13 protein-coding genes are annotated in these 12,400 nt (G+C 50.4%); all 13 read left to right on the top strand.

Going from position 1 to position 12,400, the window contains the following annotated elements; translation table 11 throughout:
* Positions 1-50 precede the first annotated feature (50 nt).
* Complete coding sequence (locus tag GUA98_RS11595) at positions 51-680, top strand: LysM peptidoglycan-binding domain-containing protein (RefSeq protein ID WP_193723422.1); 630 nt, start codon at positions 51-53, stop codon at positions 678-680.
* Positions 677-1,663, top strand: a complete 987-nt coding sequence (locus GUA98_RS11590) for a phage portal protein (protein WP_193723096.1) — start codon at positions 677-679, stop codon at positions 1,661-1,663. The genes GUA98_RS11595 and GUA98_RS11590 overlap by 4 nt, the downstream gene beginning before the upstream one ends.
* The gene (locus GUA98_RS11585) at positions 1,656-2,066 is read left to right on the top strand and encodes a hypothetical protein (protein WP_095288944.1); all 411 of its coding nucleotides are present in this window, start codon (positions 1,656-1,658) and stop codon (positions 2,064-2,066) included. Before GUA98_RS11590 ends, GUA98_RS11585 begins: the two co-directional genes overlap by 8 nt.
* Positions 2,059-2,514 (top strand): DUF2634 domain-containing protein, encoded by a 456-nt coding sequence (locus tag GUA98_RS11580; protein ID WP_153977258.1) that lies wholly within the window; start codon positions 2,059-2,061, stop codon positions 2,512-2,514. Before GUA98_RS11585 ends, GUA98_RS11580 begins: the two co-directional genes overlap by 8 nt.
* Before the next feature lie 4 nt (positions 2,515-2,518).
* Positions 2,519-3,658 carry a baseplate J/gp47 family protein gene (locus tag GUA98_RS11575; protein ID WP_153977259.1) on the top strand — a complete coding sequence of 380 codons (1,140 nt, stop codon included), beginning with the start codon at positions 2,519-2,521 and terminating at the stop codon, positions 3,656-3,658.
* The gene (locus GUA98_RS11570; protein WP_193723095.1) at positions 3,651-4,244 is read left to right on the top strand and encodes a YmfQ family protein; all 594 of its coding nucleotides are present in this window, start codon (positions 3,651-3,653) and stop codon (positions 4,242-4,244) included. The genes GUA98_RS11575 and GUA98_RS11570 overlap by 8 nt, the downstream gene beginning before the upstream one ends.
* The gene (locus GUA98_RS11565) at positions 4,244-5,446 is read left to right on the top strand and encodes a tail fiber protein (protein ID WP_153977261.1); all 1,203 of its coding nucleotides are present in this window, start codon (positions 4,244-4,246) and stop codon (positions 5,444-5,446) included. Before GUA98_RS11570 ends, GUA98_RS11565 begins: the two co-directional genes overlap by 1 nt.
* Positions 5,447-5,715: 269 nt before the next feature.
* A complete protein-coding gene (locus GUA98_RS11560; protein WP_153977262.1) occupies positions 5,716-6,213 on the top strand; it encodes a holin family protein in 498 nt (165 codons plus the stop codon).
* Between the two features lie 28 nt (positions 6,214-6,241).
* Positions 6,242-6,445 carry a hypothetical protein gene (locus GUA98_RS11555; RefSeq protein ID WP_227779586.1) on the top strand — a complete coding sequence of 68 codons (204 nt, stop codon included), beginning with the start codon at positions 6,242-6,244 and terminating at the stop codon, positions 6,443-6,445.
* Positions 6,446-6,594: 149 nt separating this feature from the next.
* The gene (locus GUA98_RS11550; RefSeq protein WP_193723094.1) at positions 6,595-7,524 is read left to right on the top strand and encodes a glycoside hydrolase family 25 protein; all 930 of its coding nucleotides are present in this window, start codon (positions 6,595-6,597) and stop codon (positions 7,522-7,524) included.
* An 834-nt stretch (positions 7,525-8,358) separates the two neighbouring features.
* Complete coding sequence (locus GUA98_RS11545) at positions 8,359-10,008, top strand: ABC transporter substrate-binding protein (RefSeq protein WP_153980581.1); 1,650 nt, start codon at positions 8,359-8,361, stop codon at positions 10,006-10,008.
* A gap of 176 nt (positions 10,009-10,184) precedes the next feature.
* Complete coding sequence (locus GUA98_RS11540) at positions 10,185-11,189, top strand: ABC transporter permease (protein ID WP_095360724.1); 1,005 nt, start codon at positions 10,185-10,187, stop codon at positions 11,187-11,189.
* Between the two features lie 255 nt (positions 11,190-11,444).
* Positions 11,445-12,341 carry a nickel transporter permease gene (nikC, locus tag GUA98_RS11535; RefSeq protein ID WP_193723093.1) on the top strand — a complete coding sequence of 299 codons (897 nt, stop codon included), beginning with the start codon at positions 11,445-11,447 and terminating at the stop codon, positions 12,339-12,341.
* Positions 12,342-12,400 lie beyond the last annotated feature (59 nt).

Below are 12,400 nucleotides of genomic sequence, written 5' to 3'. Positions count from 1 at the left end.
AAAGGAGGCCTGTTATGAGTGTAATTAAAGACAATGTGGAAGGAATCCGAATGGAATTCACCCTGAAGGATGGAACAACATCGTTCAGATTTCCGGTGAAGCCAGAGGAGCTCACGATATCAAGGTCCAAAGGGTATGAAACGATCAATATGCTGGAGTATGGCGAGTTTGATTTTGCACAGGGAGAGAAGGTGAAGGAGATCACCTTCTCTTCTTTTTTTCCAAAAGTATATGACGCGTCCTACTGCATGTACGAACCGGTACCTGATCCGCGGGTGGCGATGAATATACTGAATACGTTTCTCGTATCCAAAAAACCACTTCGTTTCATCATTTCCAACACAGGGGTCAATGTGCCGGTGTATCTGATCTCGCACAATACGACCTTCCGGGGCGGTGAGAGTGGGGACATTTATTTTGATATTACACTGCGTACCTGGCGGGATTCGAAAGTGGAGAAGGTTGGGGCGGCAACATCAGGAAGCAAGTCGGGTTCTCGTACCGATCTGAAAAAGAGCAGCAAGACCTACACCGTCAAATCTGGCGATTCTCTGTCCAAAATTGCAAAGCTTGAGCTGGGCAGCAGTTCCAAATGGAACGAGATCTACAAGCTCAATGTGAAAACCATCGGCAGTGATCCGAACCGGATCAAGCCCGGACAAAAGCTGGTGATGCCATGACCTACAAGGTTATTGTGGACGACAAATATGACCTTACCAAGCTGGTGGAGACGATTACGCTGAAGGACTCGCTCGATCAGATTGCCTATCAGGCGAGCATCCGTCTGGCGGTGTCGGCATCTTCAGGTTTGCCTGCGATATCACCGGGGATGGCAGTGCGGATCAGCGGGGTTCCTTTTGGCGAAAAATCGATGGTTCATCTGCTGCATCCTGCGGTCATCTGGGAGGTGGAAAGCTCGAACAGCGGCACCAAGCGGCTGTCTCTCACGGTGTACGACCGGATGATCTATCTGGAAAAATCGGAAGATGAGTTCCTTCTGCCCAAAGACCAAACCGCCACGCAGCGGCTCGAAACGTACGCCAAAGAGTGGAAGATTCCATACGGAACACTGCCAGACACCAAAACAAAGCTGGGCAAAGCGGTGTATCGATCGCAGACGATCTTTTCGATGATGTTTGCGGACCTGAAGGAAACGGCCAAGTCTGGCGGAGACATGTATCATCCCCGGATGACGCCTGGCGGGCTGCAGCTGTTCAAGGTAGGCAGCAATGTGAAGGTGTACGAGCTGGATCGGCTGATCGATCTGTCCCAGATGCGTACGCTGGAAGGGGCAGTCACCAAAGTTAAAGTCATGGCTGCATCGGAATCCAGCAGCGGCAAGGAAGTGCCATCGAAAGTGCTGGCGATTGAGCAGGATGGTGTGGAGGAACTGGGCACCTTGCAAAAGCTGATCGAGGACGATCAGGTCAAAACGGCGGCGGCTGCCAAGAAGCTTGCGAAGAGTCGGCTGACAGGCATCCAGGAGACCTTTACCGTTTCCGCGCCAGATGTCAACACGATTCGCGCCGGCGATGCGGTGCTGCTCAAAGGCCTGAAGCTGATCGTCATGTCCGTCAGTCGAGACCTATCGGCTGGGCCAGGTACGATGACGCTGGAGCTGGGCACGGCGGAGCTGGTGAAAAGGAGGTATTACCTTGAATAAGGAAGATCCGTATGGGCATTTTGCCGAAGTCATGCGGGGCGCGATGAGTACGCATACCCGTCAGGCCGTGAGCGGCATGGGCGCGGTGCTGGGTACGATGACTTCGTCCGGCGTGAAGCTGGATGATTTCAAGCACGAAGTGCAGGACTATCTCGTGGCCGAGCTGCCGGGCACGCTTGGGTTGCCGGAGCGCGAGGCTGTTGGCGCGATCTCCGGGATACCTGACGTGGCGAATGGCGGAACGACGGGCACGGGAAGGTTTCTTTTGCAAGAAGAGGAAGTGGAAGAAGCGGTATGGTCTCTGGGGAAAGGGTTGAAGGCTGGGGACCGTGTGCTGGCGATGCGGGTAAATGGTGGTAACGACATTGTGGTGCTGTGTAAGGTGGTGAGTGCGAATGCCTAGTTTGTTCCCGGAAACGGGTGTGGTCTGGGGAGATGAAGAGGACCTGTCGGGTGCGGCTTCGGAAGAGGTTCGCTTTGGGCGGAGCTGGCGATTCGATTATGATGCAGGGGATTTTGTACTGACCCCAAGTGGCAAAGTGGCTGCGGCAGGTCCGCAGGAAGCCTGGGTGCAGTGGTGCATCAAGGCGGTGAAGACGCCGCGGTACAGAAATGTAATTTACTCCCGGAACTATGGCTCGGAGCTGGAAGAGCTGGTGGGTCAGGGTGACAGCCGGGGTGTGATGGAAAGTGAGATTACCCGGATGGTGACGGAGACGCTGCTGGCTGATCCACGCACGGATTCGGTAGACCAGTTCACGTTTGATTGGAACCTAGAGCAGTGCATGTTCTCGTGCCGGGTGGCGAGTGTACAGGAAGAGATGTTTATTCTAGAAAGTGAGGTGATCTGACGGGATGGCTGAGATTCCGCGTTATTTGGAGGACCAGACGGAGGAACAGATTATGCAGCGCATGCTGGATCGTCTACCCGCGGATCTGGATAAGTCGGAGGGATCGTTTCTGTGGGACGCGGAAGCTCCGGTTGCGTTTATGCTGTCTGAGGCGGCGCTGTGGGCGCAGGAGCTGCTTCGGCGTGGTTTTGCCAGTACAGCTGCGAGCAGTGACCCGAATTTTCGTTCGGAAGAGCTGGATCTGCGTGCGGGAGAGCATGGTATTACGCGGCGGGCCGCGGTGGCGGCACAAGGCACGGTGAGGTTCACGGGTACACCGGGGAAAGCGGTGCCGGCTGGTACAGTTGTAGCGACGCTCGCGGATGAAGTATCTGGTGAAGCTTCGCTGGAATACGAGACTGTTGGGAGCGTAGAGCTTGGAGAAGATGGATTCGGAGTAGTTGGTGTGCGAGCGCTCGTTGCCGGAAAAGAAAGCAATGTGCCGACTGGCACTGTGACCGTGCTGTCTACACCGGTAAGTGGCGTGACGTCTGTGGTGAACACGGACGTTATCAAAGGCGGTGCGGATATTGAGGCGGACACGGCGCTGCTGGAACGCTTTTATGCCAAAGTCCGCAACCAGGGGACAAGCGGCAACAAGGCACAGTATGTGCAATGGGCCAGTGAAGTGCCTGGTGTTGGCGCAACACGTGTAATTCCGTTATGGAAGGGTCCGGGCACGGTAGGATTGTATCTGCTGGATACGGACAAACGTGCGGCAGGCAGCGATCTGGTGGCGGCCGTGCAGAAGTATGTGGACCCGACGCAGGATGGTCAAGGTGAAGGCGTTGCACCGGCAGGTCCGGTGGTGTCGGTCATGCCAGCCGAGGAAGTGCCCATGAACATTGAGGTGAAGCTGACGCTGGCCAGTGATGCAACCTTGGCGGATGTCCGAGCATTAATCGAACGCGGGGTAACTGCATATCTGAAACAGTTGGCATTTGATGATCCGCTCGTGCGATACACCCGCATTGCTGCGATTTTGCTGGACATTCCGCCCATCATCGACTATTCGGAGCTGACCGTAAACGGTGTGAGCGACCAAAATATTGAGATGACTGCGAGTCAGGTGGCGGTGCTGGGGACGGTGGATGTCCATGAGTAGTCCGCCGGGGGTTGTGGATTCTACAATCTCAAGCCCGAAGGGGAAAGAACTGTTCTCGTATTTGCCGAGTTATTATGAGACTTCGCGCGTTATGCAGGCGGATATGCAGTCCAAAGGTACCGAGATGGATCTGCTGTATCAGGCGCTGGATGAGACATTGGATCAATTTTTCGTCCGTACGGCGACGTGGGGATTGGATTTCTGGGAGCAGGAACTTGGCCTTGAGACGGATCGACTCAAACCCGTGGAGCAACGACGTGCCGTGGTGGAGTCAAAGCTGCGCGGTGCCGGGACATTTTCCGGAAGACTGGTGGCGAATGTAGCTGAGGCGTATGCCGGAGGCAAGGTGGATGTCACGTTTCAACCGGAGGCGTGGAGTTTTACGGTGAGCTTTGTGGATACGATGGGTATCCCGCCAAATATTGATGATCTTAAACGTGCGATTGATGAACTAAAACCGGCCCACATGGCCGTGGAGTATGAGTATCGCTATCTGGTGTGGGACGACATGGATGGAAAACAGGTAACTTGGGATGAACTTGATGCCGCGTCCCTGACGTGGAATGAACTGGAGGTGTGGGCGTAATGCCACAAGAAACGGATCGACTGAAATTGCCTCTCCCCTTGGGCAACGAGAACGTAAACCGGGAGAGTATTAATGGGATTTTTGAAAAGATAGATGCAGGTGTCGCGACACTGGGCGATTTGGATACGCTTCGTGAAGCGGTGAGCAAGATGGATATTCCCGATGCGTCTTTGACGCAGAAGGGGAAGGTGCAGTTATCGAGCAAGACGGATGGGACGTCGGAGACGGTGGCAGCGACGGAGAGGGCGGTAAGGGATGCGAGGGTGGCGGCTATTAATGTAGCTACTACAGATGCGACAGCAAATGCTAAATCTTATATTGATACAAAGACATGGCAGAAACATAAACTTACGGCTGATGATGGTAAAAGTCAGTTGGTTTCCGGTACAGACCTTAACTCATTGGTGGCCAATGGTCAATATAACGGAAATAGTTTAACTAATGCTCCAATCCCAGCGAATGTAGATGAATGGTGGTACATTGATGTACAGTGTCATTCAAATGGATCGGGTTATGTAATTCAAAGGGCAAGTCGGCTTAACGGTGGCACTCAGACTCTTTACCAGAGGACGCGGGAAAATAATATTTGGCAACCTTGGAGCCTTGATGTTTTTCAATCTGGCGTTGATGCTAAGAATGGCATAGTGGGTGCCATTAACGCCAAGGGTGGCAGTGCATCCACATCCGATCCATGGGCAACACTGGTATCAAAAATAAACGGGATCGAACAAGGTTATTATCAATATTTACCGATATCATTACCAGCGGGAGGTTTATCATTGCCTGGCGGACCTGTGGGTGCATACGGTCCAGTGGTGGCGACAATCCCGGCAGGGACAAAACTTATATCAATACAAGCCAGTTCGGATTTTTTTTACGCTACCAATACAGACAACAATAAGCGAGTAGCCTTGGTTTTGATGGATGGAAACGGGGTTATGTGGGCTTTTACCGTGGCTGCTTATAGCGGCAACGGTGAATTAAACTCAACCAAGTTACACTCTGCTCAGTTAGATTTGGTTGCAGGGGTTTCTCGTTCTCAAAAATTGACGGGCAGCCTTACTTACCAGCACTACACTAATGAAAAGCCTGCAAATTTCAATGCTAATACTACAATGCAAATTCGGATAGGGTTAATGGTAGCGGGAACGGGGACATCCAACTGCAACTATAGTTTTTATGGGAATATTGTATCCGTTTAGGTGAATGAGATAAGGATGACAACAATGAGTGTGCGTATATACAGTATCTGCCCACAACATCACACCTCTCTCTATAAATCCCCTTTTGATTTACAACACGTGGGTTACAGGATGTCACTGTAACCCCCTGTATATCTCTGATGTATGTGAAAAAAAGACATATGGTATGGTACTGCACAATAGAATTTGAGGGACTTAATATGTTCGGAAGTGAATTTTTGTAATGGAGTGAACGAAAGCTCGTAATCCTTGTTTAAGGAGGTGAAAGCATGGAAAAATGGGACACTATATGGAAGTCTTTTATCGCCCTGTTAAGCAGCTCAGCAACCTACTTCTTCGGCGGCTGGTCAGGCGTGCTTGGGGTATTGCTCGTTTTCGTCATCCTCGACTACCTAACCGGTATCGCGGCAGCGGGGGCGAGTGGCAAGCTCGAAAGCAATGTCGGGATGTTTGGCATCGCGCGAAAGGTATTTATATTTGCAATGGTATCGGTGGCTCATCTGGTGGACGGTGTTCTGGGAGACGGACATTTGTTCAGGGATGCGGTCGCCTTTTTTTATATCGCGAATGAGCTGTTATCCATTATTGAAAATGGGGGCAAACTGGGAGCACCGATTCCACCTGCGATCCGGCAGGCCATTGAAGTGCTCAAGGGCAAGGGAGGGGACGGGGGGATTCCCGGTAACTATACTCCCAATTCCAGAGAATCTATTGCACCATCAGATCATAAGGACGTGGATGAACAGATTAGGGATGACACGAAGTAAGGATTCAACATTCATTCCAATGTACTCTGTGACAACAGACAGAGCGCTTCTGAGTCAAAAGTATGTGCTAATGGCAACAGGTAGTGGAAGAGACGGAATCGATTCTGAAGAAGCGATAGCGGTCGCCTTTGTCTCCGAATTTCAAACCTTTGAGAAAATAAATCAAGAAAATTTGGAGACAACAGCGATCGGAAGGACGATCCGGATCTGGAACGGTCACGTGCCGACTTAGTATGTTTTCCTTGGTGGGTTAATATATAATCAACTGAACTTGGCTACTTGGCTTTTACCATCAACAAGGGACACGCACACAAGCAATCCCAGGATCCTTGGCATTAACTATATACAAACGGCAATTGCCGCATAAAGGGTGTGAGAAACATGCAAACCAGAAGCTCAGGCAACACGCAGGGCATTGACGTCTCTCGCTACCAGGGCAATATCGACTGGGCCAAAGTGAAGGCAAGCGGCATGACGTTTGTGTTCATCAAGGCAACCGAGGGGCAGACGTATACCGATCCGAACTTTCAGAAAAATGTAAGCGGCGCACTGACGGCAGGCATGCTGGTCGGAACGTACCACTTCTTCCGGGCAACGTCCACGGATGGGGCCAAGGCCGAAGCGGCGCATTATGCGAGTACGCTAAATAAAGTCGGAGGCGCGAAGGCGCTGCAGCTGCCACCTGTTATGGACTATGAGAACAACCCGGGTAATCTGAGCAAAGCCCAGATCAACACGGTAGCCAAAGCCTTTTTAACCGAACTGCAGCGTCTCACAGGTGTAAAACCAATCATATATACGGGCAATTCATTTGCCAGCAATTTTGAACCTTCACTTGGCACGTACGATCTGTGGGTTGCGCGGTACAGCAGCACACGTGTGCCGGATGACCAGCCTGCCTGGAAACGTTGGACGTTCTGGCAGTACACGGATTCGGGCAAAGTGAATGGAATTAGCGGCAACGTGGACATGAATGAGTTCGAAGGATCGGCAGCGGAGCTGCGGGCCAGATATGCAGCAGCCACGCCGAAGCCGCCTGAACCATTCGAGCCTGTGAAACCGACCGAACCACCGAAAGGGGGCGAACCGATGACAGCCGAAGAGAAAGCAGCGTTTGATGCGCTGAAGGCGCAGGTAGATAAACTGCAGGCACGTCAGCAGATGGAAGTTCCGGTGTGGGCTAAAGCAGCCGTGGATGCGGCCCTGGCGTATGACACCAAAAATCCGCTGTTCAGCATCGAAAATGGGGCGAGTTATGATTTTTACCGTTTTATTACGGTCATGTATCGCAGAGGTTTGTTTAAGAAGTGAGTTAACACCGACATAATAAAGCTATATTGGAAGTTGCCAGAGCGGGATTAAGAGGGGACACATCGGCATTATCATGTCGAATGGTGTTCCTTTTTTGTGTTTTATGTAATTAAAATTAACGTACGAATAAAGTTGAAGACTTATGTCCGCAAAACTCTTGTCTAATTGATGAATGTGATGTAAAGTAAGTTACACAAAATTGTTTTCAACCACTGTTTATTTACATAAATCTCCTCACCATGACAGAGCCTTAACATGATAAGTTATTGTAATGTCTCCCTGTTGTCCAATCCCTGCATCTTCGAACATACACACTCATACACGCCAGCTTCATACAACTACTTTCATGAGAACGACGACGTTCTACATCCATTTAGCTTTTAACGATTGTTAGATGCTGCCTAATCCTTCCAATGGTCAATGCCAAACTTCATGAGCAAACAAACGATATGTATCTAAAACGAGCGATGTTCTACCACCATGTCGTGATGCAATTCTCTTGTCTTTTTTGTCTTCTAACAATTTTCATTTCCATCCAAAAAGTAGAATGCTGTTGCTAATTGACCTAAGTTCAAATATTGCGCAACTGAGCCGAACTAACTTCTTTTCTATAAGGTATTATTTTAAATTCACATAAATTCTATCTGGGTCCATAAAACCGTAAAAACGAATAGTAATCCACTCTTATCCTAATACGATCGTAATTACAGGTATCACAGGCACCTAAAGCCTTTCATTGATACAAGCAAGCACCGAACCAATGGCTATCATTGAAGTTTTTCACGCGAGCATTACACACATTATGAGACAGGGAAGGGTGTTGTACGTATGCGAATGAGAAAGAAATGGATGTCCGGTTTTGTGACTCTGGCTTTGAGCACCGTCTTGGTGTTGTCCGGCTGCTCCAGCAATGAGGGAGCTGGAAATTCGCCTGCTCCGGCGGAAGGCAGTGAGCCGCCAGCCGAAGTAACGGAAGCGCAAGATACGATGATCATGGGCCGCGGCGGGGATTCGGTGGCATTGGACCCTGCGATTGTAACAGACGGGGAGTCGCTGAAGATTGGGCACCAGGTCTTCGATTCATTGCTGGATTACAAGGAAGGCGAGACGGAGGTCGTTCCTGGTCTGGCAGAGAGCTGGGAGATTTCGGCGGATGGCCTGAAGTACACGTTTAAGCTGAAGTCTGGTGTGAAGTTCCATGATGGAACAGATTTCAATGCCGATGCTGTTGTGTTTAACTTCAACCGTTGGAGTGATCCGGCGAGTGAATATAAATTTGAAGGGGATTCCTTCGACTATTACGATTCCATGTTTGGGCCAGAGGACGGCCGTGTCATCAAGGAAGTGAAGGCGATTGACGAGACGACTGTAGAGTTCACGCTGAACCAGCCGCAGGCGCCTTTCCTGCAAAATATCGCGATGACCCCATTCGGTATTGCCAGTCCAACAGCCATTCAGGAGAAAAAAGAGAATTTCAAAAGCGAACCCGTGGGCACAGGTCCATTTGTATTCGTAGAGTGGAAGCGGAACGACTCCATCACCCTGGAGAAAAATCCGAATTACTGGAAAGAAGGCTTACCGAAGCTGAACAAAGTCATTGTTCGTTCGATTCCGGACAACACGGCACGCTTCAATGCCCTGCAAAATGGCGAGATTGATGTCATGGAGGACTTGAACCCGGATGATCTGTCCATTCTCGAAGGCAACAGTGAGCTGCAGAAGATCGAGCGTCCACCGTTCAACGTGGCGTATATCGGCTTTAACTTCAAGAAGAAACCCTTTGACGATGTAAAAGTAAGACAAGCCCTTAACCATGCGGTGAACAAGCAGGGCATTATCGATGCGTTCTTTGCCGGACAGGCCCAGCCTGCGGTGAACCCGATGCCGCCAACCCTGTGGGGTTACAACGACGCCATTGAGGACTACCCGTATGATCTGGAAAAAGCAAAAGCATTGCTGGCCGAAGCCGGCTTCCCGGATGGATTGCCAGACCCGGTGACGTTCTACGCCATGCCGGTGTCCCGTCCTTACATGCCTGACGGCAAGAAGGTGGCCGAAGCGATCCAAGCTGATTTTGAGAAAATCGGAGTGACCGTCAACATCGAATCGCCGGAGTGGGCGACTTATCTCGATGATGCAAAAGCCGGAGAGAAGGACGACATCTACATGCTCGGCTGGACCGGAGATAACGGCGACCCGGATAACTTCCTGTACACACTGCTGGATAAAGACGCCATCCCGGGCAACAACCGCAGCTTCTATGTAAACGAAGAGCTGCATGTTCTGCTGACCGAAGCGCAGAAAGAAACGGATCAGGACAAACGCGCCGAGCTGTACAAACAGGCTCAAGTCATTATCAAGGAAGATGCACCGTGGATTCCACTTGTGCACACGACACCTATTCTGGCAGGCAAAGCAAACCTGAAAGGTTTTGTGCCTTCCCCACTGGGCAGCGAATCCTATGCAAATGCTTATTTTGAATAACGGATCTATGTGATCTAAAATCATCATTATTTTTCGTTTCATCTTTCAAGGCGCTGGTGAACACGCAATGCTTAGAAGAGAATCCACATCTGGTCATAACAATCTAAAGCATTCTTGTCTGCCAGCGCTTTTATAATTGCATGTTGCAAGATACGTCAAAGGCAGGTGAATAGGGATTGAACAGTTATATTGTCAAACGCATACTCGTGCTGCTGCCCGTACTGCTCGGCATGACCCTGATCGTCTTTTCCATCATTCATGCCATCCCGGGCGACCCGGCGGAGACGATACTTGGGCAAAAGGCAACCGAACAGTCCAAGCAAGCCCTTCGGGACCAGCTCGGACTGGATAAACCGTGGTTCCAGCAGTATTTCGCTTATCTTGGCGATTTGCTCCAAGGAGACTTGGGCACATCCATTCGCACCAAGGTGCCTATTGCCCAGGAAATCGTACCTTACCTGACAGCGACGCTCGAATTGACGATGGCAAGTATGCTATTTGCCGTCATTATTGGTGTTAATGCGGGGATCGTCAGCGCATGGAAGCATAACTCCTGGTTCGACTACTGCTGTATGGTCATTGCTTTGGTTGGTGTATCAATGCCAATCTTCTGGCTTGGTCTGATGGAACAATGGCTGTTTGCCAACAAGCTGCACTGGCTGCCGTCCATTGGACGAATGAACGCACGTGATCCCGTCGATGCCATCACTGGTCTCTATGTTCTGGATACGATGATTGCCGGGCGTTGGGACCAGCTGTGGACTGTAACCAAACATCTCATCCTGCCAAGTGTTGCGCTTGGAACAATTCCGATGGCTGTTATTGCTCGGATGACTCGCTCCAGCATGCTTGAGGTCATGAGTTCGGATTATATCCGCACCGCAAAGGCGAAGGGTCTCGGTCCGTTTTTTGTCGTATATGGACATGCACTCAAAAATGCCTTTATTCCGGTCCTGACCGTTATCGGCATCCAAACCGGCTCTTTGCTCGGCGGCGCGGTACTGACTGAAACAATCTTCGCTTGGCCTGGTGTGGGACGCTATATATATGAAGCGATTAGTTCGCGGGATTATCCGGTCATTCAGAGTGGCATTCTGATCGTTGCCTTCTTTTTCGTATTGATCAACCTGATTGTCGACTTGCTCTATGCTGTGTTTGATCCACGAATCAGCTATAAGTAGGAACTCCATCATTTGTTTTGATGAATGAATTTTTAAATAAGATAGATATCAGAAATTACACGATACGAAGAGTGCAGAACTAATCTGTAGAAGCGAAGCGTTCGCATTTATCAGCAGATTTTTACCCTTAAAAAAAGTGGATCAACAAATCTGAGGATAACAGCGATCGGAAGATGGTTCAGCAATCGTAGTCCGAAGTGTTATTGGAATCATTCTTCTTATCTTTCATTCATAGCTAAAGAAGGGAGACGCCGCATGGCCAAATTATCAACCAACACCGGACAATCCATAGAAGCAGTATCGGCAGGTGCATCCGGTCCATGGCGGGAAGCCTGGAGAACATTTCGCCGCAATCGGCTGGCGCTCGCCGGACTGATCATTATTGTGTTTTTCATCCTGCTGGCCTTCCTTGCGCCTTACATTTCTCCTTATGATTACAAGGAACAAGTGCTGACGGATCGGCTTCAGGCCCCTTCGGCAGAGCATTGGTTTGGTACCGACGATCTGGGGCGTGACGTATTTTCCCGAGTGCTTTACGGAGCGCGTATCTCCTTGTGGGTGGGGTTCTTCTCGGTGATCGGTTCCATTATTGCGGGAGCATTGCTTGGACTAGTTGCCGGGTTTTATGGAAAATGGGCAGACATGCTCATCTCGCGTCTATTCGATATTCTGCTGGCCTTTCCGGGCATCCTGCTCGCGATTGCCATTGTGGCAATCCTTGGTCCCTCGCTGCAAAATGCATTACTCGCCATAGCTATCGTCAACATTCCGACCTACGGACGATTGGTGCGTTCGCGTGTACTTAGCTTGAGACAGGAGGAATTCATTACATCTGCCCGCACACTGGGCGCAAATAATATGCGTATTCTGTTTCGCCATATCCTGCCGAACAGTCTTACCCCGCTGATTGTTCAGGGAACACTGGGCATCGGGACAGCCACTATTGAGGCGGCCGCACTGGGGTTCCTCGGCATGGGTGCACAGCCGCCTGACCCGGAATGGGGGAAAATGCTATCGGATTCACGTCAGTTTTTGCAGAAGGCGCCGTGGACGCTTATCTTTCCCGGCCTTTCCATCATGCTGACGGTACTCGGCTTCAACCTGCTCGGGGATGGATTGCGTGATACCCTTGATCCAAAGATGGTGAAATAAATGAAGGAATGCGCTCGATTCTTTCATTGACCTACTTTTTTACCTGATATTAGCCAGGC

Origin of the sequence: Paenibacillus sp. P13VS, from assembly GCF_015143645.1 — a bacterium.
GTDB lineage: Bacteria > Bacillota > Bacilli > Paenibacillales > Paenibacillaceae > Paenibacillus > Paenibacillus xylanilyticus_A.
Note: the sequence above shows the minus strand (reverse complement) of the source record. Positions and strands in the feature narration are given on the sequence as shown.